18 protein-coding genes are annotated in these 20705 nt (G+C 60.5%); 4 read left to right on the forward strand and 14 right to left on the reverse strand.

The features are described from left to right. Positions 1 to 95: 95 nt before the first annotated feature. The 5 genes from ACI5FR_RS21875 to ACI5FR_RS21895 all read right to left on the reverse strand — a co-directional run bounded on the left by ACI5FR_RS21875 (position 96) and on the right by ACI5FR_RS21895 (position 5889). Positions 96 to 1058: an ABC transporter permease gene (locus tag ACI5FR_RS21875; RefSeq protein WP_405458261.1), complete on the reverse strand. Its 963-nt coding sequence runs from the start codon at positions 1056 to 1058 to the stop codon at positions 96 to 98. Next, positions 1045 to 2130, reverse strand: a complete 1086-nt coding sequence (locus tag ACI5FR_RS21880; protein WP_405458263.1) for an ABC transporter permease — start codon at positions 2128 to 2130, stop codon at positions 1045 to 1047. Before ACI5FR_RS21880 ends, ACI5FR_RS21875 begins: the two co-directional genes overlap by 14 nt. After that, on the reverse strand, positions 2131 to 3675 hold the full coding sequence (locus tag ACI5FR_RS21885; protein WP_405458265.1) for an ABC transporter ATP-binding protein: 1545 nt from the start codon (positions 3673 to 3675) through the stop codon (positions 2131 to 2133). A 54-nt stretch (positions 3676 to 3729) separates the two neighbouring features. Beyond that, positions 3730 to 4803 carry a BMP family lipoprotein gene (locus ACI5FR_RS21890; protein WP_405458376.1) on the reverse strand — a complete coding sequence of 358 codons (1074 nt, stop codon included), beginning with the start codon at positions 4801 to 4803 and terminating at the stop codon, positions 3730 to 3732. Positions 4804 to 4977: 174 nt separating this feature from the next. After that, positions 4978 to 5889 carry a DMT family transporter gene (locus ACI5FR_RS21895; RefSeq protein ID WP_405458267.1) on the reverse strand — a complete coding sequence of 304 codons (912 nt, stop codon included), beginning with the start codon at positions 5887 to 5889 and terminating at the stop codon, positions 4978 to 4980. A gap of 96 nt (positions 5890 to 5985) precedes the next feature. Between ACI5FR_RS21895 and ACI5FR_RS21900 the strand changes: the two genes are divergently transcribed. Continuing rightward, on the forward strand, positions 5986 to 6864 hold the full coding sequence (locus ACI5FR_RS21900) for a LysR family transcriptional regulator (protein ID WP_405458269.1): 879 nt from the start codon (positions 5986 to 5988) through the stop codon (positions 6862 to 6864). A gap of 45 nt (positions 6865 to 6909) precedes the next feature. Next, on the forward strand, positions 6910 to 7953 hold the full coding sequence (locus ACI5FR_RS21905; protein WP_405458271.1) for an LLM class flavin-dependent oxidoreductase: 1044 nt from the start codon (positions 6910 to 6912) through the stop codon (positions 7951 to 7953). Positions 7954 to 8011: 58 nt separating this feature from the next. Here ACI5FR_RS21905 and ACI5FR_RS21910 read toward each other — a convergent pair whose 3' ends face one another. The 6 genes from ACI5FR_RS21910 to ACI5FR_RS21935 form a co-directional block, all read right to left on the reverse strand. Continuing rightward, positions 8012 to 8515 carry a GyrI-like domain-containing protein gene (locus tag ACI5FR_RS21910; RefSeq protein WP_405458272.1) on the reverse strand — a complete coding sequence of 168 codons (504 nt, stop codon included), beginning with the start codon at positions 8513 to 8515 and terminating at the stop codon, positions 8012 to 8014. Positions 8516 to 8532: 17 nt separating this feature from the next. Beyond that, complete coding sequence (locus ACI5FR_RS21915) at positions 8533 to 8922, reverse strand: VOC family protein (RefSeq protein WP_405458273.1); 390 nt, start codon at positions 8920 to 8922, stop codon at positions 8533 to 8535. A 150-nt stretch (positions 8923 to 9072) separates the two neighbouring features. Then, the gene (fucU, locus tag ACI5FR_RS21920; protein WP_405458275.1) at positions 9073 to 9498 is read right to left on the reverse strand and encodes an L-fucose mutarotase; all 426 of its coding nucleotides are present in this window, start codon (positions 9496 to 9498) and stop codon (positions 9073 to 9075) included. 15 nt (positions 9499 to 9513) lie between these two features. After that, complete coding sequence (locus ACI5FR_RS21925; RefSeq protein WP_405458276.1) at positions 9514 to 10308, reverse strand: SDR family NAD(P)-dependent oxidoreductase; 795 nt, start codon at positions 10306 to 10308, stop codon at positions 9514 to 9516. Between the two features lie 32 nt (positions 10309 to 10340). Then, positions 10341 to 11501, reverse strand: a complete 1161-nt coding sequence (locus tag ACI5FR_RS21930) for a UxaA family hydrolase (RefSeq protein ID WP_405458279.1) — start codon at positions 11499 to 11501, stop codon at positions 10341 to 10343. After that, positions 11498 to 11845, reverse strand: a complete 348-nt coding sequence (locus ACI5FR_RS21935; protein ID WP_405458281.1) for a UxaA family hydrolase — start codon at positions 11843 to 11845, stop codon at positions 11498 to 11500. Before ACI5FR_RS21935 ends, ACI5FR_RS21930 begins: the two co-directional genes overlap by 4 nt. Before the next feature lie 168 nt (positions 11846 to 12013). Here ACI5FR_RS21935 and ACI5FR_RS21940 point away from each other — a divergent pair, with 168 nt between their 5' ends. Next, positions 12014 to 13021 carry a LacI family DNA-binding transcriptional regulator gene (locus tag ACI5FR_RS21940; RefSeq protein ID WP_405458283.1) on the forward strand — a complete coding sequence of 336 codons (1008 nt, stop codon included), beginning with the start codon at positions 12014 to 12016 and terminating at the stop codon, positions 13019 to 13021. Between the two features lie 98 nt (positions 13022 to 13119). Here the strand turns inward: ACI5FR_RS21940 and ACI5FR_RS21945 are convergent, their stop codons facing one another. After that, positions 13120 to 13893, reverse strand: coding sequence for an SDR family NAD(P)-dependent oxidoreductase (locus ACI5FR_RS21945; protein WP_405458286.1), 774 nt, complete (start codon positions 13891 to 13893; stop codon positions 13120 to 13122). 238 nt (positions 13894 to 14131) lie between these two features. On the opposite strand from ACI5FR_RS21945, the gene ACI5FR_RS21950 reads away from it, so the two are divergent. Then, positions 14132 to 14332 carry a hypothetical protein gene (locus ACI5FR_RS21950; protein ID WP_405458288.1) on the forward strand — a complete coding sequence of 67 codons (201 nt, stop codon included), beginning with the start codon at positions 14132 to 14134 and terminating at the stop codon, positions 14330 to 14332. Between the two features lie 23 nt (positions 14333 to 14355). On the opposite strand, the gene ACI5FR_RS21955 is transcribed toward ACI5FR_RS21950, so the two are convergent. Further along, on the reverse strand, positions 14356 to 15840 hold the full coding sequence (locus tag ACI5FR_RS21955; protein ID WP_405458289.1) for a glutamate synthase subunit beta: 1485 nt from the start codon (positions 15838 to 15840) through the stop codon (positions 14356 to 14358). Between the two features lie 16 nt (positions 15841 to 15856). Continuing rightward, the gene (gene gltB, locus ACI5FR_RS21960; RefSeq protein ID WP_405458291.1) at positions 15857 to 20500 is read right to left on the reverse strand and encodes a glutamate synthase large subunit; all 4644 of its coding nucleotides are present in this window, start codon (positions 20498 to 20500) and stop codon (positions 15857 to 15859) included. Positions 20501 to 20705 lie beyond the last annotated feature (205 nt).

The raw sequence follows: 20705 nt of genomic DNA on the forward strand, positions 1-20705 counted from the left end.
TCCTCCCGTAGCCGGACCTTGTGAATCCATAGTTCTAGCATAGTACAAATGGGCGGGAGGAACAACCTCTAATTGATCGCGCGTGAATCCGCCGCTTATCGCTTGGAAGGATCGTAAGGCTCGCCGAGAGCCGCCGGCGGATAGGCTCGGCCGACCGTTCCGGCCAGTACGAGAATGGTCAAGAAATACGGCAGCATATAAAAGAATTCGGACGGGATGTTCTGGGCCTCCGGATATTGCTGCAGGAACACCCGCAGCGCTTGCGCGAAACCGAAGAACAAGGCGGCTCCAAGCGCGCCGGCCGGATTCCACTTGCCGAAGATCATGGCGGCGAGCGCGATGAACCCTTGTCCCGAGATCGTGTTGTGCGAAAAGCTGCTCGTCGTCGTCAGCGTAATCGTCGCACCGCCGAGACCGGCCAGCGCTCCGCTAAGCAGCACCCCGATGTAGCGCATCCGCCTCACCTTCACGCCCACCGTATCGGCTGTGCTCGGATGCTCGCCCACCGCACGCAGCCGCAAGCCGAACGGAGTCTTGTACAGCACGAACGCGGTCAGCAGAACGCACAGCAAGGCGATGTAAGTCGTCGGGTAAGCGTAGAACAGCGCTTGTCCGAGGAAAGGGATGCCGCTCAGCCCAAGGATGTCCCACTTGCCGAACACTTCATTCAGCGTATCCGTCTGACCCGCTCCCGCGAACAGCAGCTTCACGAGGAACAACGTCAGCCCGGCCGCGAGGAAGTTAATGACGACGCCGCTTACGACCTGATCGGCCTTGAACGTAATCGTAGCGACCGCATGGATCCAAGCAAAGACGAGCCCTGCAGCGATGGAGGCCAGAAGGCCCACCCAGGGGGACACCGCACCCACGCCGGCTTGCTCCAAGTAGAAGACGGTAATGGCTGAGCCGAACGCACCTGCCGTCATCAGCCCTTCGAGCCCGATGTTCACGATGCCGGAACGCTCCGAGAAAATGCCGCCGAGCGCAGCGAAGATGAGGGCGGTCGAATAGACGAGCGTGATGTTGACGAGCTGGCCGAGCGTCTCAAGTGTTCCCATTCGCTGTTCCCTTCCCTTTCCGCCGCAACGGGGCCAGCACGATCCGCACGATGCCTTGGGCCGCCACGAAGAAAATGACCGAACCGATCACGACGCGGATGATCTCCGGCGGGACGTCGGCGGCGAAGCTCATGCCGGTCGAGCCATATGTCAGCATCCCGAACAGACAGGCGGCGAGCACGACGCCGAGCGGGTGATTCATCCCGAGCAGCGCGACGGCGATTCCGTCGAAGCCGTATCCAGGGGACGAAGCCGCCTTCACCTGATAGTGGAACACGCCGAGCACCTCGAACACGCCGGCTAGCCCGGCGAACACGCCGCCGATGAACATCGCCTTCACGATGTTCCGGTTCACGTTCATCCCCGCGTAGCGGGCGGCTTCCGCATTGTGGCCGACGGCTCTCAGCTCATAGCCTTGACGGGTCTTCCACAAGAGAAAATAAAACGCAACCGCCGCAAGAGGCGCAAGCACGATCCCCCAATGCAGCCGCGCATTGTCGAACAGGGCCGACAGCCAGCCTATGCTCAGCGATGCGCTGGCCTGGATCGGCAGGGAGCGCTGCTGGCCGGGCTGCAGCATGAAATTTTCCACGATATAGCTGCTTAAGTACAAAGCGATCCAGTTCAGCATAATCGTCGTGATCACTTCGTTCACTCCGCGCTTCGCCTTCAAATATCCGGCGATTCCGCCCCATACGCCGCCGAGCAGAGCGCCGACCAGGGTGGCGAGCGGGGCATGAAGGATCCACGGCAGTCCGGTCAACTTGACACCGACCAGCGTGGCGAACGTCGCCCCGATCATAAATTGGCCTTCCCCGCCGATATTGAACAGCCCCGTGCGGAACGCGAAGGCCACGGCAAGACCGGTCAGCATGAGCGGGATGATCTCGCGGATCGTCTCGCCGAGGTTATAGCGGCTGCCGAACACTTTGGTCAGAAGCGCCCAGTAGGCAGTGAGCGGATTGTAGCCCCCGACCAGCATGACGAGCGCGCCAAGCACGAGCCCCATGAGAATGGCCGCCAGCGGGACAAGCGCGGAATCGGCCGTCATGATGCGAATAAGCCTATTCATCTAGGCCCCCCTCCCCGTGTCGTCGCCGTGTATCGCCGTACCGGCCATCATTAACCCGAGCTCGCGGTCGTTCGTCTCGTCCGGATCGACGATCCCGATCAGCCGGCCGTCGTAGATAACGGCGATCCGGTCGGACACGTTCAAGATTTCGTCCATCTCGAACGAGACGAGCAGCACGGCCTTGCCCTGGTTTCGCTGCTCGATCAGCCGCCGGTGCACGAACTCGATCGCGCCGACATCGAGCCCGCGAGTAGGCTGCACGGCCAGCAGCAGATCCGGGTTTTTGTCGATCTCGCGCGCGATGATCGCCTTCTGCTGGTTGCCGCCGGACAGGGCACGCCCTTTCGTATAGATCGACGGCGTCCGGACGTCGAACTCCTCGATCAGCTTGGCCGCGTGCTTGTCGATCGTCTCGTAGTTGAGCAGCGGACCCCGCGTATAGATCGGGCGAAAATACGTGCTCAGCACCATGTTCTCGTTCATGCCGAAATCGAGCACGAGCCCGTGCTTGTGGCGGTCTTCCGGGATATGAGAGATGCCCGCCTCCGAGATCGTCCGGGGGGAGCGGCCTGTGAGCTCCGCACCCCGCAGCTTGATCGAGCCGCTCTCGACAGACCCGAGTCCGGTGAGCGCCTCGATCAGCTCCTTCTGGCCGTTGCCGTCCACCCCGGCGATGCCGAGTATTTCTCCAGCCCGCACCTCGAAGCTCATATCCTTGAGCGCCGAGGCGCCTCGGCCTCCTGCGGTGCGCAGGCCGCTCACTTTCAGCACCGGTTCCCCCGGCTGGGCCTTCGTCTTGCTGACCTTGAAGCTCACGCCCCGCCCGACCATTTTCTCCGCCAGCATGTTGGGATTGGTCTCGACCTTCCGAACCGTATCGATGATCTTGCCTCGCCGAATGATCGTCACCCGATCCGCGATCTCCATTATTTCCTTCAGCTTATGGGTAATGAGGATGATCGACTTGCCCTCGGCCGCCAAATTACGCAGGATTGCCATCAGCTCGGCAATTTCCTGGGGTGTCAGCACCGCGGTCGGTTCGTCGAAAATGAGAATGTCCGCGCCCCGGTACAGCACTTTCAGAATTTCTACCCGCTGCTGCATACCGACGGAGATGCGGTCTACCCTGGAATCCGGATCAACCTTCAAGCCGTACCGGCGGGACAGCTCCGCCACTTGAGCGGCAGCCGCGCGATAGTTGATCGTGACTCCCGCCTTCGGCTCCATGCCCAGGATGATGTTCTCCGTCACGGTGAACGGCTGCACCAGCTTGAAATGCTGATGCACCATGCCGATGCCGAGCTCGATCGCCCGGTTCGGGCTGTCGATCGCGACCTCCCGGTTGTGAATGAGGATTTGCCCCTCGTCCGGCTGGTACAGCCCGAACAGAATGTTCATGAGCGTCGACTTGCCCGCTCCATTCTCCCCCAGCAATGCGTGAATCTCGCCCTTCAGGAGCGTCAAGGAAATCGAATCGTTCGCTACAATACCGGGGAACCGTTTCGTAATGTGCCGGAGCTCCACAACCGTGGCTGCAGCGTCCATCGAATCACCCTTTCCGTCTCGTCGTAATGTGCTCTTCGGGCAGGATCCCGCCGGTTACTGGGTCGGGACTTTGATCTCCCCGCTCACGATCTTCTTCTTGTACTCCTCGACCTTGGCCAGAATATCGGCCGATACGTTCTTCTTCGATGTGTCCGGGATTCCCACCGCATCGTCCTTCAAGCCCAGTGAGGTCGTCGTCCCCGCCTTGAACGTGCCGTCGATGACTTCCTTGGAGATGCGCTCCACGGCCAGATCGACGCGCTTCACCATCGACGTGAGCGTCACGTCGTCGCCGAATTCGAGCGATTGGTCACGGTCCACGCCGATAACCCATACTTTCTTACCTCCGGCGCGGTTGCGGTCCTTCGCTTCATTAAAGACGCCGTTGCCCGTACCGCCGGACGCGTGGAAGATAATGTCCACACCGCTGTTGTACAGTGTCGCCGCGGTCGTCTTGCCCAGATCCGGCTTGTCGAACGCGCCCGTGTAGTTCACGGAGATCGTCGCATTCGGGTTGACCGCTTTGACGCCTTCGCGGAAGCCCGCCTCGAACCGCTTGATGAGCGGCGACTCAATGCCGCCTACGAAGCCGACTTTGTTGGATTTCGTGGACAACCCTGCCACTACGCCGACCAAGTACGAGCCTTCGTTCTCGGCAAAAACGACCGACGCCACGTTCGGCGCATCGACCACGTTATCGACGATCGCCAGCTTGGCGTTCGGATTCTGCGTCGCCACTGTCTTGATCGCGTCTCCGAGCAGGAAGCCGATGCCCCAGGAGAGCGAATAGTTGTCCCTGACGAACTGCGTCAAGTTCGTTGCATATTCCGCATCCGATTTGCTTTGCAAATATTTCACACTCGCGCCGGTGTCCTTCTGGAGCTTTTGCAACCCTTCCCACGCCGCCTGGTTGAACGATTTGTCGTTTACGCCGCCCACGTCGGTCACCATGCCGAACTTGAAGTTAGCCCCGGCTCCGCCGCCGGCGGCTCCTCCTGCACCCTGGTTCGTACCCGCCGTCGGAGCCGGCGTCGCCGTAGCGCCAGGCCCTCCCTCGGTCGGCTTTTTGGCGCAGCCTCCGGATACGAGCACGGCCGCCATCGTGAGCGCCAGCGCCCATTTTTTCATTGCCATCGGTCAGCATCTCCTTACTATGGAATATTGTCAGCTATCGACATGCTAAACCGTATTATGGCAACTTCCGGGAAAAATTATGAGGATGACGCGCGTTCGATCTAAGATCGGGCAAGCATACAAAAAAACCTCCGGACCCATTTCGTCCAGAGGTACTTGTAACGATCGTTATTTCGCCGGCCTCGGAATCGATGCGCTCATGGCCAGCCGCTTCGGCTTGCGGTTCACGCACAGGATGCTGAGGATGATCAGCAACAGCCCGCCCAGCAAAGACAGCGTAAACGGTTCATGCAGGAAGAGGATGCCGGTCACGATGGCGACGACGGGAATTAAGAACGTGTAAGCCGCAACCTTGCTCGCTTCTCCCGATCCGATCAGCTTGTAGAACACGAGCCAGCCGAGGGCGATCACGAAGATGGAGATGAACAGCAGGCAGGCGACGAAGGTCGGGCTCCAGACGATGCTGGACCAACTCTCCACTTCCGTGCCGAGCCCTGACATGAACAGACCTCCGATGATCAGTTGCATCGTCACGAGCCAGATCGGGTCAACGAGAGTGCCGATTTTTTTCACATAAATGGTCCCAAGCGCCCAGCTAAGCGCCGAACCGAGCGCCAGCAGGATCCCGACAAACGAGATATGGGCCGATAAGCCTCCGATGCTGATAACCCCCACGCCCGCGAACCCGACGAATAGGCCGAAGAGCTTCAGCCCGAACATCGGCTCGCTGAGCCACATCCACGCGAACACCCCGACGAGCACCGGCTGCAGGAAGACAATGGCTGAGAATAAACCGGAAGGCAAGTACGTAAGGCCGACCGTTTGGAGACCATAGTATAGGATGATATTGACCACCGAGGAGATCAAATAGATGTACCATGTCTCGCGAAGCCTCAGCTTCTTGTACCTCGGGAGTGCGACGATCAGCAGCAGCAGCCCGCCCACAATGGTTCGTACGCCTGAGAATAGGATCGGGGGCGCGTATGTGAGAGCGAGCTTGGAGATCGGCCAGTTCACGCCCCATATAAGGATAAGGCCGATTAGCAGCCAAGTAGATTGAACGCGGTTCGATGTACCCACAAGAGTCACTCCTTGTCATGCGTGTGACCTTATGATACACTTCGAATTACCATAAGGAAAATGAATCTTAATTATAGAGGATATAAGGAATCGGTTATGACCATTACACAGCTTATCGTCTTCGTCAAAGCCGCCGAACTGGGCAGCTTCACGAAGGCCGCCCAGGCGCTCAACATGACGCAGCCCGCGGTCAGCCATGCGATCTCCGGACTCGAGAGCGAGCTCGGTCTGAAGCTCCTTATCCGCGACCGCCGTACCGGTCTCGCGCTGACGGACGCCGGCAAGCGGATTCTCGTCCATGCGCGGGAGATCATGTGCCGGTTCGAGCATATCGAACAGGAAGCCCGCGCGGGACGAGGGCTGGAGGACGGGACCGTGCGCATCGGCAGCTTCCCGAGCGTATCGGCTCATTACTTGCCGGGCATAATCGGCACGTTCCGCCGGAAGCACCCTAAGGTGGAGCTCGTATTGTTGGAAGGGACTTATGAGGAAGTGGAGGAGTGGATCGCCTCCCGTGTAGTCGACATCGGGATCGTGGTGCTGCCGAACGAGGAGTTCGAGGTTCAGCAGCTGACGGCTAACGAGATGGTCGTCGTGCTCCCTCACGATCACCCCTTGTGCGACAAGAGTGCGGTTCCCGTCACGTGTCTGGACCGATTGCCGTTTATTATTCAAAAAGGGTACGAAGCGCCTATTCTGAGCCTATTCCAGCAGGCAGGCGTCCAGCCCAGCTTCGATTACCAGTTCTTGCACACGAGCACGATTCTGAAAATGATCGAGGAAGGGCTCGGCGTCGCGATCCTGGCGGATTTGGCGCTTCCGGACGCGCTGCCGAACGTGCAAATTCGGAAGCTCGATCCCCCCTTCTGGAGAGAGCTAGGTCTCGCCTGCCCTTCGTTCAAGGAATGCTCTCCGGCTGTGAAACGATTCGTACAGCTGTTCCTGGAGCATGTGCCTGTACGTTGTCACGATTGAACCATTTACATCCCGGCTAAGGGATTTCTTAGGAGGACGAATCCGATGAATGAAGCTCACCCTCATGAAGCCACCAACCGCCATATCCCCATCTCGGTGCTCGATCTGGCTATGATTACGCAGGGCAGTACGGCGGCGCAATCGTTCCGGAACACGCTCGATCTGGCCCAGCATGCGGAGCGTTGGGGCTACCGCCGGTTCTGGCTCGCCGAGCATCACAACATGCCGGGCGTCGCCAGCGCGGCGACTTCGGTCGTCATCGGCCACGTAGCGGCGGGTACTTCGACGATTCGCGTCGGCTCCGGGGGCATCATGCTCCCGAACCACGCGCCGCTTATGATCGCCGAGCAATTCGGCACGCTCGAATCGCTCCATCCCGGCCGCATCGACCTCGGTCTCGGCCGGGCGCCGGGTTCCGACCAGCTCGCCGCCCGGGCGCTGCGCCGCGGCCTGGCGTCAAGCGGCGACGACTTCCCCGAGCTGCTCGCCGAGCTGCGCGGCTACTTGAACCCCGCGCTCGGCAATCGGCCGCTGGGCGTTAGGGCGATACCCGGCGAGGGGCTGGACATCCCGATCTGGTTGCTCGGCTCAAGCGGCTTCAGCGCCCAGCTCGCCGGCCAGCTCGGCCTGCCGTTCGCTTTCGCGAGCCACTTCGCGCCGGACTACTTGCTGCCCGCGCTCGAGCTGTACCGCAGCGGGTTCCGGCCGTCGGACACGCTGGAGAATCCGCACGCCATGGTAGCGGTCAATGTCTTCGCCGCCGAGACGGACGAGGAGGCCTACTATCTCTCTACCTCGATGCAGCTGCAGTTCCTGAACATCATCCGGGGAAGAAGCGGCATGATGAGTCCTCCGGTACGGAACATGGACGAGTATTGGACCGAGCATGAGAAGGCGATGGTGCAGCGCCAACTCAGTTTCGCGCTGGTCGGCGGCAAAGCGACGATCCGCCGCAGGTTGGACGAGATCCTCACCTTGACCCAAGCGGATGAGCTGATCGCGACCTCCTCCATTTATGATCATCAGGCGCGCCTCCGGTCGCTGGAGCTGTTCGCCGAAGTGGTGAAGGAAGCGGGAGCGGCGGAATAAAGATAAAATAAAACCATGCTTTGGCTTATTAGGAAGGAAAGCATGGTTTTTCCATGGGTCAATCAAATCCCGGTACGAGCTTATAGACCGGTACGTTCGACTGCAAGCGCACGATTTGTCCGGGGGCGAATTCAGGTTGATCGAACTCCTCGAACCAAGGGACTCCTTTGGAAATCAACGCCTCATACCCCTGCTCCTTCATCCACTGATTGCCCCGCGAGTAATAGTCGCTGTCCTCCTTCCAGAACGCATCGGTCGAGCCTTCATACGTATGGACCGCATAGTGATGCGCCGACATCGTGAACGCGACCATGCCCTCCGGCACCGACTGAATGTTCTTCACTTCCATCGCCATGTAGTAGACGAGGAACAGCTCCCCATGATGGATCGAGATGCCGAGCCGCTTGTCCGGATTGACTAGCTTGGCTCCTAGTCCGATCTCCGCCTTCCGTTCCTGGAACATTCGGGTAACTTCATCCAGCTTGACCGCATCGCCCCGCACCCAACGGACGCCGATCGCTTGAAACTTAGGTTTATGCCTCAATTCGGAATGGACATACATAGCGGTTTCGCCTCCTCTTAGTGAGCCGCCGGATGCTCCTGAATGACGCCCCACATATTACCGAACGGGTCATAAAATTTCAGAACCCAACCGAAGCCTTCGTCTTGAAAAAATGGAATCGTGACGCCCAGGTCGGCCAGTCGCCTATGCAGGGCATGAATCTCTTCCGTCTGGTACAGCAGCACCGGGAAAGTCACACCGTTCACGGTAAAATTCGCCGACGTCGCGTCCTTCGTCTCCCACAGCATGAGCATCGGCCCGTCCGGCAGCTCGAGAAAAGCGTGAACGCCGTCGGTTTTCCCGGTCAGCACAAACCCCAAGTGATCTACGTACCACTCAATTGCGTCCGCCAACTTGGGGACGGGAATTTGCATATGGAACAATTTATTTAGGCCTGTACGATTCATCGGGATTCCTCCTTTATGGTGGGATCGGCTTTTGCCGAATCGAATACCCTCCTCCAAAGATTCGCTCTTTATCCAGACCATTCCTTTTTTGTGCAGAAAAAAAAGCCTCTCCACCCGCTAACTTCTTAGCCGGCGAAAGGCTTCATGGACTTACAGAACGAGTCCCTTCTTCAATATGAGATTGGCATATTGGGACGTTTCGCCGCTGGCTACGATGGCATACGCCCGCTTTGCCCGCTCGTAAAAGGCAAACCGCTCGACATACTCGAGCTGAACCGGGTTGCCGGACTGCTGCAGCACGTTTTGGTAGACGTCCCAGATGACCGGGTTGACCGCATCCCCTTCCACCACCTGCATGAGGGCGACCGGCGCCTCCACATAGCCGTCCAGCGGATACAGCTCCAGCACCGCCTCCAGCAGCTGGGGGATCGGGTGTCCGTCACAGCGGATCAGCCGCTGCGCATGGCTCGCCGCCGGGAAATGCGCATCGGCCAGGATCAGCTCGTCGCCGTGGCCCATCTCCATCATGATTTTGACGAGCTCCGGGGGGAGCAGCTTCGGAATTTTCTTCAGCATCGGAGTCCCGCTCCCTTATCGCTCGAGATGATCGTCCGGCTGCGCGGCCTTGACGGTCAACCCGCCGTCGACCATCAGCAGATGGCCGTTCACCTGCATCGCTTCCTCGGAGGCGAGGAAGACGACCGCATCGCCGATCTGGCGAGCCGTCCCCAGGCGCTTCATCGGGTTCGCTTCCACTTCCTTCCGGCGAATCGATTCGTCGGCCAAATAATCCGTGCACATGTCCGTATCGACCGTGCTCGGACCTACCGCGTTCACGTTGACATTGAACTTCCCGAGTTCGATCGCCATCCCTTTGGTCAGCATATGGGCCGCCGCTTTGGACGATTGATAATGCGGGATAACCGGGCTCGTGACGACGAGGCTGGCGGTTGAGAGCACATTGACGATTTTGCCGTAAGCCCGTTTGACCATCCCTTCGGCGGCCCGCTGCGAGCAAAGGAAGATCGACTTTACGTTCGTGTTGTATGTGCGGTCCCATGTCTCTTCGGTTACTTTCAGGAACGATTCGAACGGCGCGATGCCGGCATTGTTCACGAGAATGTCGATAGGCCCGAGTTCGGCTTCCACCTGATCGAACATGAGGAGCACGTCGCTTTTCTTGCCAACGTCCGCTTGGACGACGATCGCTCGCTGACCTAGCGCTTCTACCTGGGATTTCACCGCTTCCGCGAGCACCCGCGAGCTGGTCGACGTGAAGTTGATCGCCACATCGGCGCCTTCCTCCGCGAGCCGCAGCACGATCGCTTCCCCGATTCCGCGGCTTCCCCCCGTTACAAGTGCGATGCGATTTTGCAATCTTTTCATCTGGATGCCCTCTCTTCGATTGGAAATGTGGGTTATAGGCTAGGCCCGATCCGGTTAATGCTGAACTCGTTATGGCCCAGCACCTCGGCCTTCGTCAGCTTGCCGGCCGCCACTTCCTGGATTTCCTGCCAAATGCGGTCTCCCGCCGCTTCCATGCTGAGCGTGCCCTCCAGCAAATCGCTTACGTCGACGTCCATGTTGTCCGTCATCCGCTCGTACATTTTCTTATTGCCCGTAATCTTGATAACCGGGACGACGGCAGCACCTGTGGGCGTTCCCCGCCCCGTCGTGAAGCACACGATATGCGCGCCGCCGGCCGCCATGCCGGATACGCATTCGATGTCGTTGCCGGGCGAGTCCATGAAGTACAGGCCGCCGCGCGGAATGTGCTCCGCGTACTCGACGATGCCTTCGATCGGCGCGGTACCGCATTTGCTGATGCAGCCGAGCGACTTCTCTTCGATCGTCGTCAAGCCGCCGGCGATGTTGCCGGGACTCGGATTGCCGCCGCGCATGTCGGCCCCCATCCGCTCGACCTCCTTCTCGAACCGCTCGACGATCGAATACAGCCGCTCCGACACCTCCGGCGTCCGGCAGCGCTCTGCGAGCACATGCTCCGCCCCGATGATCTCCGTCGTCTCCCCGATGACGATGCCGCCGCCTTCGGAGATGAGGGAATCGGCCGCGGCGCCGAGCGCCGGGTTCGATGCCAGCCCCGAGGTAGCGTCGGATCCGCCGCACTTCACGCCTACCTTCAGCTCGCTGAGCGGGATCGCCGTCTTCTCCTCCTGGTCCAGCAGCGCGCGCATGCGGCGGGCGAGCTCGACGCCGTGCTGGATCGCCTTCACCGAACCGCCGACCGATTGAATGTCGAACACTTCGACAGGCTTGCCGGTTACGCGGATCGCTTCGCCCAGCGCGACCGGATCGATCACCTCGCAGCCGAGGCTGACGATGAGGACGCCGCCTACGTTCGGGTTCTTACCCGTCCCAGCCAAAACTTCGAATGTCCGCTCCTTGTCGGCCCCGATCTGGGAGCAGCCGTGCTGATGCGGAATGGCCACCGTATCCGGAACGAGCTGCGAAATGCGGTTTACGACCTGATTGGAACAAATAACCGTCGGAATGATCAGCAGATGATTGCGGATGCCTACGTCGCCGTTCGGCCGGCGATAGCCTTGAAACGTCTTCATGCCGGATTCCCTCCCTTGCCGGATACGTGCTCGGCCGCTTTCACGTCGCCGCGTCCGCGAATGCCCTCGACATTGTGTACGTGTACATGCGCGCCTTGAGCGATGTCCACCGTCGCCCGGCCGATCACTTCTCCGTACTTGCGTACGGACGTCCCGGCGGGAATCGGCAGGATCGCGATCTTATGACCGAATGGAATCGCTTCCGCAACTTCGAGCCGGAACAGCTCGCCCTGCTTCATGCACGTAACGGTCGTCCCTGCCTGCAAGTCTCGAATGGCTGTTGCCACATGATCTTTGCCATCCATGACGAGCGCATCGGCACCGGACTGAATAGGTGCTGCCATTTGCCATTCCCCCACCCATCGTATTAGTTCATTTGTATGCAACGATTCAGCTAAACATAATCCGAAGCGTTACCGATAACATAACCATACCCCCCTTTTTTGTTGCTGTCAATGGTCAGAATCGTTAAGATAGATTTATGAAGATTTCAATAAGCAGAGGACGGTTGTATGGTTACGATCTATGATGTCGCCAAAAAAGCGAACGTGTCGGCGATGACGGTCTCAAGGGTTATCAATAACTCCGGCCGCATCAGCGACAAGACGCGCAGCAAGGTGAAGCAAATTATGGAGGAGCTGAACTACGTACCGAATTCCACGGCGCGCAGTCTCGTCAAGCAGGAGACGAAGATGCTCTCCCTCCTCATCGCCGATATTACGAACCCGTTCTATACGACGCTCGCCCGCGGGGCGGAGGACGCCGCGATGCAGCTCGGCTACAAGCTGCTGTTCGGCAACAGCGACGAGAGTCTGCAGAAGGAGAAGGAATACGTCGACATGATCTTGTCCACGCGGGTCGACGGCGTGCTGCTGGCGCCTGCGGGCGACGCCTCTCTCGAGCATCTGCAGGCGCTGAAGCGGCATAATATCCCGTTCGTGCTGCTCGACCGGGAGGTGCCGGGCATCGAGTGCGACATGATCGTCGGGGAGAGCAAGGAAGGCGCGCGCCGGCTCGTCGAGCATCTGATCGGCCTCGGGCATAAGCGGATCGCGCTCGTCAACGGCTCCAGCACGATCTCCACCGCCCGGCACCGGTTCGCCGGGTACTGGGAGGCGCTGAAGCTGAACGACATCCCGTTCGACGACCGGCTCGTGCTCGAGCTTGGGTACAAGCAGGTGCAGGACCCGAGCCTGCTCGATCCGCTGCTCTCGCTGGAGCAGCCCCCTACGGCGATATTCGCGGCGAACAATTTCCTGGCGACCGGCATCATCAGCGTGCTGAGGAGCCGCGGGATTCAAGTGCCGGACGACATGTCCATCGTCTGCTTCGACGATCTGGGGCTCGCCTCGCAGCTCGTCCCGTTCTTGACCGTCGCCGCCCAGCCTGCTTACCAGTTCGGCTTCCTGGGCACCCAGCTGCTGCTCGAGCGCATCCAGAATAAGAACGCGACCGACTGGAGGAAGCTGATTTTGCCGATCGAGCTGATCACCCGACAGTCGGCGAAAGCGTTGGATTGACTCGGCGTTGATGTCTACCGGACCCAAAAAGAACCTCCTTCCCTTGCTCGGGAAAGAGGTTCTTCTGATTCCTGCGCCTATACAACACCAAATGCCGATTATGCGTTCTTGCCGAACACGACACCGCCGTCGATGTAGAGCGGGGAGCCCATCATAAACTTGCTGTCGTCCGAAGCGAGGAACAGAGCGGCCTTCGCCACGTCGTCCGGACGGCCCAGATCGCCGCTAAGCTGGCGCGACTTGAGCGAAGCGATCGCCGCTTCGGGATCGTCGTAAGATGTCTTCAAGTAATTTTCCACGAACGGGGTCATGATCGTGCCCGGGAGCAGCGCGTTCACGCGGATGCCGTACGGAGCGTAGTCTACCTGCATCGACTTTGTCAACGCCAGCACCGCCCCCTTCGTAGCGGCATACGAAGCCCGACGGGCGAGTCCGATCTCGGCGATGCAGGAGGACATGTTGATGATCGACCCGGCTCGGCGTTCCATCATGTGCGGCAGCACGTATTTGCTCGGCATATACACGCCGCGAATGTTGATGTTCATGACGCGGTCCCATGCGTCGGGCTCGACCTCGTGCAGGGCACCGACCCCGCTGATGCCGGCGTTGTTGAACAAGACGTCGATTCGTCCGAAGCTCTCGATCGTTTGCTTCACCATCGCGTCCACTTCGGCCGGATTCGTCACGTCGGCACGGATGAACTCGGCCTTGCCGCCGGCAGCCCGGATTTGCTCCACCGTTTCCGCGCCCTTGGAGGCATCCAGATCGTTCACGATCACCGTCGCGCCTTCGCTCGCGAACAGGAGGGCGGAGCTTTGCCCGATGCCGGAGCCCGATCCGGTGATGAGGCAAATTTTGTCTGTCAGTCTCATAATGGCAACCTCGCTTTATAAAATGTACTGTGATACCGATAACATACCCCTATGCGGCGGAGGTGTCAACCTCGATTTTCCGTGACGGCGGGAGCGCACGGTCCAATCAGACGCGACCGGCGCCCTCTCCTCGACGGGAAAAGGCGCCGACTGCGCCGCAATCGAACTCCGATTTGGCAACGTTCCTGCCATGCCTTATAATAAGCGATGACAACCACACCAGAAGGGGTGCTCGATCTTGGGTCTTGTAGACATCGGCGGCATCGAACCGAAGTTTTTTGCCACATCCGCCATCTTTATTTTGCTCATCCTTTCCTTACTCAGCATGGGGATCCTGCGCACGTTCCAGCAGCGCGTCCGGCCGGCCGTCGTGTTCTTCGTGCTGAGCGCCGCCAGTCTTGTATTGTTCATCTGGATAATCAACGCTTGGCTCTTATGACCGGAACGTTACGCAAACCTGAACTACGGTAAATTGGACGCTCCCATTAAGTAACGGTCGCATTCCCGGGCCGCTTCCCGGCCCTCGTGGATCGCCCAGACGACCAAGCTCTGCCCCCGCCGCATATCGCCCGCTGCGAATACGCCATCCACGTTGGTGGCGTATTTGCCGTATTCGGCCTTGGCGTTCGACCGTTCGTCCTGCTCGACGCCGAGCTGCTCCAGCACCGTCTTCTCCGGGCCGAGGAAGCCCATCGCCAATAGCACGAGCTGAGCCGGGTACACCTTCTCGCTCCCCGGAACCTCTACGGGAGCAAATCTCCCTTGGCCGTCCTTCTGCCACTCGATGCGCACTGTATGCAGCTCTTTCAAGTTGCCCTCTTCATCCCCCACGAACCGCTTTGTCGAAATGAGGTACTCCCGGGGATCATCTCCGTAAGCGGCCGCCGCCTCTTCTTGGCCGTAATCGAGCTTGTAAACCTTGGGCCATTCCGGCCACGGATTGTTCGCCGCGCGCTTCTCGGGCGGCTTCCCCATAATCTCGAACTGAGTTACGCTCGCGCAGCCATGGCGCATCGAGGTGCCTACGCAGTCCGTCCCCGTGTCGCCGCCCCCGATGACGATGACGTCCTTCCCGGCCGCCGAGATGAAGTCGCCGTCCTCATGATTCGAGTCGAGCAGGCTCTTCGTATTCCGGCGCAGGAATTCCATCGCCGGATAGATGCCCTTCAGCTCGCGTCCCTCGATCGGAAGATCCCGCGCCTTCGTCGCCCCGCCGCACAGCACGACCGCATCGAACTCCGTCTTGAGCCGCGCCGCTTCATAATTCACTCCCACTTCCACGCCAGTTAGAAACGTTACACCTTCGGCGGCCAACAGATCAACCCGCCGCTGGACGGTCGCTTTGTCGAGCTTCATGTTCGGAATCCCGTACATGAGCAAGCCGCCGATGCGATCGGCCCTTTCGAAGACGGTCACCGTATGCCCGGCTTTGTTGAGCTGCGCCGCGCAGGCAAGCCCCGACGGGCCGGACCCGACGACGGCCACCTTCTTGCCCGTCCGCACCGCAGGCTGCTCCGGCACGATCCAGCCTTCGTCGAAGCCTCGGTCGACGATCACCTTCTCGATCTGCTTGATCGTCACGGCCGAGCCGTTCAGCCCCACGGTGCAAGAGCCTTCGCACGGCGCCGGACATACCCGGCCGGTGAACTCGGGGAAGTTGTTCGTCTTGTGCAGCCGGTCGAGCGCTTCCCGCCATAAGCCGCGGTAGACGAGGTCGTTCCACTCGGGGATGAGATTGTTCACCGGACAGCCCGACGCCATGCCGGCGATTAGCTTGCCCGTATGGCAGAAAGGGATGCCGCAGTCCATACAGCGAGCGCCTTGCGTCTGCAATGTCTCGATCGGGAGCTTGACCGAGAATTCCTTCCAGTCTTTCACCCGCTGGAGGGGCGGACGCTCCGCCGCCGTCTCCCGTTCGTATTCGATGAATCCTGTCGGTTTGCCCATCGGACCAGTCCCTCCTCTAATTGCCGCTCACGCGGGATAAGTCTCTGCTGTTCTCCTCGAACGCGGCCATGATCGCGTCCTCGTTGCTCAGGCCGTTGATCTTGCCCCGCTCGATCGATTCGAACATCCGCTTATAGTCCCGCGGAATGACCTTCACGAAGCTCCAGACGTGCTCCTCCCAGTGATTCAGTACTCGGTGGGCGACTTCGCTGTCCGTGAACTTGGCGTGATTGCGGATCATATTAAGCACATCATTGATCTCGAATTGCGCCTCCAGCTGCTCGAAGAGCACCATCTCCTTGTTGCACCGCTCGCGGAACGAACCGTCCTCGTCGAGCACGTACGCGATGCCGCCGGACATGCCCGCGGCGAAGTTCCGGCCGGTCGGGCCGAGCACGACGACGCGCCCGCCGGTCATGTACTCGCAGCCATGGTCGCCGACGCCCTCCACGACCGCACGCACGCCGCTGTTGCGGACGCAAAACCGCTCGCCGGCTACGCCGCGAATATAAGCCTCGCCGTCGGTCGCCCCATAGAACGCCACGTTGCCGACGATGATGTTGTCCTGCGGCACGAACGTCGCCTGCTCCGGCGGGAAGATGATGATTTTGCCGCCGGATAAGCCCTTGCCGACATAGTCGTTGGCGTCGCCTTCGAGCGAGAGCGTCATGCCGTTCGGGAGGAACGCGCCGAAGCTCTGCCCGGCCGAACCGTGTAAGTGGAAGCGGATCGTGTCGTGCGGCAGTCCCTCCGCGCCATAACGGCGCGTCACTTCGCTGCCCACGATCGTGCCGACGACCCGGTTCGTGTTGCGAATCGGGAGGATCGCGTGCACGTGCTCCCGGCGCTCGAGCGCCGGCTCGCTCAGCGCGAGCAGCTCGCGGCGATCGAGCGAGTCGTCGAGCCGATGGTCCTGCGGCACGCTGCAATAGCGGCCGATGTGCGCCGGCACATCGGGCTGGTGCAGCAGCGCGGCCAGGTCGACGCGGCGAGCCTTCCAGTGCTCGCCGATCCCGGCGGCAGCACCGTCATCGGCGCTGCCCAAGAAAGCGGCCGGCTCCAGCATGTCGGTGCGGCCGATCATCTCATTCACGGAGCGGAAGCCGAGCTCCGCCATAATCTCGCGCATGTCCTGCGCGAGGAAGCGCATGAAGTTCGCGACATGCTCCGGGTCGCCGGCGAACTTGCGGCGCAGGTCCGGATTTTGCGTCGCAACGCCGACCGGGCATGTGTCCAGGTGGCACACGCGCATCATGACACAGCCGACCACGACGAGGGGCGCGGTCGAGAAGCCGTACTCCTCGGCGCCGAGTAGTGCGGCGATGACGACATCGCGGCCGGTCATCAGCTTGCCGTCGGTTTCGACGGTGATCCGGTCGCGCAGGCCGTTCAGGACAAGCGTCTGGTGCGTCTCCGCCAGACCGAGCTCCCACGGCAGCCCGGCATGCTTGATGCTCGTGCGTGGAGATGCGCCGGTCCCGCCGTCGTAGCCGCTGATGAGCACGACGTCGGAACGGCCCTTCGCGACACCCGCGGCGATCGTGCCGACGCCGACCTCGGACACGAGCTTCACGCTGATACGAGCGCGCGGGTTCGCGTTCTTCAAGTCGTGGATCAGCTCGGCCAAGTCCTCGATCGAATAGATGTCATGGTGCGGCGGCGGCGAGATCAGCCCTACCCCCGGAGTAGAACCGCGCACCTCCGCGATCCACGGGTACACCTTCTTGCCCGGCAGCTGGCCGCCCTCTCCCGGCTTGGCGCCCTGCGCCATCTTGATCTGAATCTCGTCGGCGTTCACGAGATAATGGCTGCTCACGCCGAATCGGCCGGACGCCACCTGCTTGATCGCGCTGCGTCGCAGGTCGCCGTTCGCGTCGGGCTGGAACCGCTTCGGATGCTCGCCGCCTTCGCCGGTGTTGCTCTTGCCGCCGATCCGGTTCATCGCGATCGCGAGCGTCTCATGGGCCTCTGAGCTGATCGAGCCGTACGACATCGCCCCGGTCTTGAACCGGCGGCAGATCGACTCCACCGACTCGACTTCCTCGATCGGCACCGGCGCGCGGCCGCTCTCCGCCTGCGGCTTGAACTGCAGCAGCCCGCGCAGCGTCGCCGTCTGGCGGGAATGGTCGTTCACCATCGAAGCGTATTGCTTATACAGGCCGTAGTTGTTCGTACGGGCCGCCGTCTGCAGCGCATGAATCGTCTCCGGCCGGTACAGATGCAGGTCGCCTTCCTTGCGGTATTGGTACTCGCCGCCGGCGTCCAGCGTGGCGTCGCGTCCCTCCTGCGAGGAATACGCGCGACGATGGCGAGAGAGCGTCTCCTCCGCGATGACATCCAGCCCAATGCCTTCGATCCGCGAGGGGGTCCAGGTGAAATACTTCTCGACCAGCTCGGCCTGCAGCCCGATCGCCTCGAAGATTTGGGCGCCCCGGTAGCTCTGCACGGTGGAGATGCCCATTTTGGACATGACCTTGACGACGCCTTTCGTGGCCGCCTTGATGTAGTGGTACACCGCTTTGTCCGGCGTCACGCCCTTCAACAGATTTTGCCGGATCATGCCGTCCAGAGATTCCAACGCGAGATACGGGTTGATCGCCCCGGCGCCGTACCCGAGCAACAGCGCGTAATGATGCACTTCCCGGGGCTCGCCGGATTCCAGAATGAGACCGACCTTCATCCGGGTGCCCTGACGAATCAGGTGGTGATGCAATCCGGACAAGGCGAGCAGCGCCGGAATCGGCGCCAGCTGCTCATTCATGCCACGATCGGACAGAATAAGAAGCTGTGCCCCTTGCGCTATCGCGGCATCCGCGCCAGCGAACAGCGTGTTCAAGCCTGCCTCCAGCGCCCCCGCGCCTCCCGTCGCGTCGAACAGAATCGGCAGCGTGTGCGGCCGGAAGCCTTCCCGGACGTTGTGCTTCAGCTTCGCGAGCTCTTCGTTGTTCAGGATCGGCGTCTTCAGCCGGATATGCCGACAGCTCTCCGGCTCCGGCCGGATGAGGCTGCGCTCCGGACCGATCGTCGTACCGACTGCCGTTATGAGCTCCTCGCGGATCGCGTCGATCGGCGGGTTCGTCACCTGCGCGAACAGCTGCTTGAAGTAGTTGTACAGCAGCTGCGGCCGGTTGGACAGGACGGCGAGCGGCGTGTCGATACCCATCGAGCCGATCGCTTCCACACCCGAGCCCGCCATCGGCTCCAGCACCTTCGTCAGCTCCTCGAACGTATAGCCGAACGCATGCTGACGACGGGTGAGCGTATGCCGGTCCGGGTCCGGGACAGCCGGCGCGTCGGGCAGCTGCTCGAGATCGATGAGCTGCTCCTTCGTCCACTGCTCGTACTGCTGCTCCGCCGCAATGGTTCGCTTCAGCTCCTCGTCGGCCACGATACGGCCCTTCACCGTATCGACGAGCAGCATCCGTCCGGGACGGAGCCGCTCCTTCTGCAGGATGCGGTCGGCCGGAATGTCCAGCACGCCCACCTCGGAGGAGAGAACGATCAGGTCGTCTTTGGTCACATAATAACGGGCGGGACGCAAGCCGTTGCGGTCGAGCACCGCTCCGATAACGGCGCCGTCCGTGAAGCAGATCGCCGCCGGACCGTCCCATGGCTCCATCAGGCAGCTGTGGTATTCGTAAAACGCTTTCATCTCTGCGCTCATGCTCTCGTGATTCGACCACGGTTCGGGAATCATCATCATGGCCGCATGCGGCAGGGAGCGTCCGGTCAGCATCAAATATTCGAGGCAGTTGTCGAACATTTGCGAGTCGCTGCCTTCCATATCGATAATCGGCAGCAAGCTTCGGAAGTCGTCGCCGAACAAGTCCGTCTCGTCCATGGCCTGGCGAGCGCGCATCCAGTTGACGTTGCCGCGAAGGGTATTGATTTCTCCATTATGGATCAGATAGCGGTAAGGGTGAGCCCGTTCCCAGCTGGGGAACGTATTCGTGCTGAAGCGGGAGTGAACGAGTGCAAGGGCGGTCTCGAAGGCGGGGTTCGTGAGGTCGATATAATAGGCGCTTACCTGCTCGGGGGTCAGCATGCCTTTGAAGACGATCGTACGGCTGGACAGGCTGGGCAAATACGCATCCTTCACTCCGGCAGCGGCGAAGGCGTGCTCGGAGCGCTTCCGCACCACATAGAGCTGGCGCTCCAGGGCGAGGGGATCCTTGGTGTCCGCGGCCGTGCCGATGAACAGCTGCTTGATCACCGGTTCAACCGAGCGGGCCGATTCCCCAAGGGTGGCGTTGTTCGTAGGCACGTCGCGCCAGCCGAGGACCGTCAAGCCGACCTGGTTCACGAACGACTCCATCGTCGTCTCGCACAACCGCCGCTTCTCTTCGTCCTGGGGCAGGAACACCATGCCGACGCCGTACTTGCCCTCTTCCGGCAGCCGGATTTGGTCGTGAGCACATACTTGGTGGAAAAACGAGTGAGGAAGCTGCATGAGAATGCCGGCCCCGTCGCCCGTGTTCGTCTCGCAGCCTTGACCGCCGCGATGATCGAGATTGCACAGTACCTTTAATGCTTGACGGATGATGTCGTGTGAGCGGCGTCCGCGAATATCGGCTACAAATCCGATACCGCAGGCGTCATGCTCATATTGCGGGTCGTACAAGCCTTGCTTGCTTGGGATACCTGATCCTGTTGTCCGCATACGTCGCACCTTTCCGAATATGAAATTTTCTGGAACCCCACAAAGTGAAGCGCATTCCGAAGCGTGCTCCTCGTACTCTGCGGGGACTCCATCTAAATCCCCAAAAAGAGAAGCGATCCTCTGAAGCATCATTCTATTGCTTTGTGGGGACCCCAGATGTGTCTTTTTTGTGTCTTAAAATATGTTTCTTTCACCGTAGCATACT

It is taken from the genome of Paenibacillus sp. HJGM_3, assembly GCF_045062745.1.
Lineage (GTDB): Bacteria > Bacillota > Bacilli > Paenibacillales > NBRC-103111 > Paenibacillus_AA.

Coding starts and splice junctions, on each gene's coding strand:
- ACI5FR_RS21875 (WP_405458261.1), bottom strand. CDS start 1,058: ATGGGAACACTTGAGACGCTCGGCCAGCTCGTCAACATCACGCTCGTC.
- ACI5FR_RS21880 (WP_405458263.1), bottom strand. CDS start 2,130: ATGAATAGGCTTATTCGCATCATGACGGCCGATTCCGCGCTTGTCCCG.
- ACI5FR_RS21885 (WP_405458265.1), bottom strand. CDS start 3,675: ATGGACGCTGCAGCCACGGTTGTGGAGCTCCGGCACATTACGAAACGG.
- ACI5FR_RS21890 (WP_405458376.1), bottom strand. CDS start 4,803: ATGAAAAAATGGGCGCTGGCGCTCACGATGGCGGCCGTGCTCGTATCC.
- ACI5FR_RS21900 (WP_405458269.1), top strand. CDS start 5,986: ATGACCATTACACAGCTTATCGTCTTCGTCAAAGCCGCCGAACTGGGC.
- ACI5FR_RS21905 (WP_405458271.1), top strand. CDS start 6,910: ATGAATGAAGCTCACCCTCATGAAGCCACCAACCGCCATATCCCCATC.
- ACI5FR_RS21910 (WP_405458272.1), bottom strand. CDS start 8,515: ATGTATGTCCATTCCGAATTGAGGCATAAACCTAAGTTTCAAGCGATC.
- ACI5FR_RS21915 (WP_405458273.1), bottom strand. CDS start 8,922: ATGAATCGTACAGGCCTAAATAAATTGTTCCATATGCAAATTCCCGTC.
- fucU (WP_405458275.1), bottom strand. CDS start 9,498: ATGCTGAAGAAAATTCCGAAGCTGCTCCCCCCGGAGCTCGTCAAAATC.
- ACI5FR_RS21925 (WP_405458276.1), bottom strand. CDS start 10,308: ATGAAAAGATTGCAAAATCGCATCGCACTTGTAACGGGGGGAAGCCGC.
- ACI5FR_RS21930 (WP_405458279.1), bottom strand. CDS start 11,501: ATGAAGACGTTTCAAGGCTATCGCCGGCCGAACGGCGACGTAGGCATC.
- ACI5FR_RS21935 (WP_405458281.1), bottom strand. CDS start 11,845: ATGGCAGCACCTATTCAGTCCGGTGCCGATGCGCTCGTCATGGATGGC.
- ACI5FR_RS21940 (WP_405458283.1), top strand. CDS start 12,014: ATGGTTACGATCTATGATGTCGCCAAAAAAGCGAACGTGTCGGCGATG.
- ACI5FR_RS21945 (WP_405458286.1), bottom strand. CDS start 13,893: ATGAGACTGACAGACAAAATTTGCCTCATCACCGGATCGGGCTCCGGC.
- ACI5FR_RS21955 (WP_405458289.1), bottom strand. CDS start 15,840: ATGGGCAAACCGACAGGATTCATCGAATACGAACGGGAGACGGCGGCG.
- gltB (WP_405458291.1), bottom strand. CDS start 20,500: ATGCGGACAACAGGATCAGGTATCCCAAGCAAGCAAGGCTTGTACGAC.